The organism is Flavobacterium ginsenosidimutans (genome assembly GCF_003254625.1).
Lineage (GTDB): Bacteria > Bacteroidota > Bacteroidia > Flavobacteriales > Flavobacteriaceae > Flavobacterium > Flavobacterium ginsenosidimutans.
In genome coordinates this window covers 1-1,752 of sequence record NZ_QJRJ01000047.1, presented here as the reverse complement: position 1 = coordinate 1,752, position 1,752 = coordinate 1, and the positions used below count along the sequence as shown (strand labels likewise).

Annotated in this window: 2 protein-coding genes and 1 tRNA gene; 2 read left to right on the top strand and 1 reads right to left on the bottom strand. The window is 31.4% G+C overall.

What is annotated here, in order from left to right; all coding sequences use genetic code 11:
• Nucleotides 1–141 precede the first annotated feature (141 nt).
• Nucleotides 142–222, top strand: a tRNA-Tyr gene (locus DM444_RS00235).
• Between the two features lie 57 nt (nucleotides 223–279).
• On the opposite strand, the gene DM444_RS00230 is transcribed toward DM444_RS00235, so the two are convergent.
• Nucleotides 280–936 carry a hypothetical protein gene (locus DM444_RS00230; protein WP_111282883.1) on the bottom strand — a complete coding sequence of 219 codons (657 nt, stop codon included), beginning with the start codon at nucleotides 934–936 and terminating at the stop codon, nucleotides 280–282.
• A gap of 212 nt (nucleotides 937–1,148) precedes the next feature.
• On the opposite strand from DM444_RS00230, the gene DM444_RS00225 reads away from it, so the two are divergent.
• Complete coding sequence (locus tag DM444_RS00225; RefSeq protein ID WP_111282882.1) at nucleotides 1,149–1,688, top strand: DUF3575 domain-containing protein; 540 nt, start codon at nucleotides 1,149–1,151, stop codon at nucleotides 1,686–1,688.
• Nucleotides 1,689–1,752 lie beyond the last annotated feature (64 nt).

Here is a 1,752-nt window from a genome sequence, read left to right as displayed (position 1 = left end):
TCAGCTGGTTCAGAGCACCTCGTTTACACCGAGGGGGTCGGGGGTTCGAACCCCTCATCGCCCACAAAGAAACTCCTTAAATTTATAAGGAGTTTTTTTTTCGATTTTTGAGTGCTTATGAATTAATCAACACTCAAGTTTGGGGAGATACTCAAGCGGCCAACGAGGGCAGACTGTAAATCTGCTGTGTGAACTTCGCAGGTTCGAATCCTGCTCTCCCCACAAAAAACAAAAGCCTGTAAATCTTTCGATTTATAGGCTTTTTGCTTTTTAGTAAGTTTATTTTATTTCTATACTTCCACACTCAATTTCTTTGTCTCTGATTTTATAAAAAAGTTTTTGTCCTTTTAAACTAAGTTTTGTTCGTAAGACACCATATTTGTCTCCACCTCCAATCAACCGAAGTGTTACAACATAAAATCCAGTCGATTCTTTTGGTTTGACAGCTCTTTTTAATGAAGACGGTTTATCAATATTCTTATCCAAAAAAGGTTCTAAATTCGTTAACCCGTAATTAAATAAAGGTATTTTCTGAATTTTCATCGTATCAGACGGAATCAATGTTTTATAATATTTGCCTGGTAAAGCCGGAATTTCATAAGAATCAACAGGAAAGTCAATTTTCAATTCAATCGGATTATCCGTTTCATTAATTATTCGAGTCCAAAATACAGCATAGATATATTTGTGTCCTTTAGGATCAGTATATTTTATTCCGCCTTTTGGAAAGCTGTTTTGTATTGTCAATTTCGCACCTTTAGAGTTAGTATACTCATATTTAGTATAAACACCTTTATCTGTATTGGCAGATTTTTGTTGATCTTTTATCAACTCAAAAGTATCTTCACCACCATTTTCTGGTGTCGATTTACTAGTTTGATTACAAGAAAAAAATCCTACTGACACCAAAATCAAGACTATTATGTTTTTTTTCATAGTTTTCCATTCATTGAACAAAAATCAACTCTTTTACCTTTATACACGCTTATTTAAAACTTAATTTCTTATTGCTAAACAATTCTTTTACAATCAAAATAGTTTTTTAGACTCGAAAATTTGTGTTCGTTTTAACAAGTCGTTTAACGCAATTTAACAACTTCATATTAAAATTATTTTATGTTTACTTCAAATTTAAACTATTATAATTTATGAAAAAAACATTACTAGTTATCTTAATTTTCCTTTCATTTTTATCGGTTAAAGCTCAAAATGAAGCAAACGAAAATCCTTATCAGAAAAACAATGAAATCAAAGTAAATGTACTTGGACCTCTTATGGGAGCATTTCAAGCAACTTACGAAAGACATTTGAATTCAAAATCTTCTTTAGGAATTTCTTATTTTTATGTATTTAATAATACCGAAAACGAGGACTTAAACTATTCTATTTCTCCTTATTACAGAAGATATTTCGGAAAAAAGTATGCCGCAGGTTTTTTCCTAGAAGGATTTACAATGCTAACTTCTATTGACGGAAAGAAAATATACACATCAGAAGATCATTCTACCTTTACTGAAAATCCCGATGTTATAGATCTTGCTACTGGAGTTGGTTTAGGATGGAAATGGGTTTCGAAAGGTGGTTTTGTTTTGGAAGCAAATTTAGGCTATGGATTTTTGTTATTTAATGCCAATAAAACTGACCATAATATCGTAAATAAAATTGGCGTAAGCGCTGGATATAGGTGACTAGTCCTAAATAATCGATACAGATTATTAGACAAATATATTTAATTAAACACCTGTAAGAACT

Coding starts and splice junctions, on each gene's coding strand:
- DM444_RS00225 (WP_111282882.1), top strand. CDS start 1,149: ATGAAAAAAACATTACTAGTTATCTTAATTTTCCTTTCATTTTTATCG.
- DM444_RS00230 (WP_111282883.1), bottom strand. CDS start 936: ATGAAAAAAAACATAATAGTCTTGATTTTGGTGTCAGTAGGATTTTTT.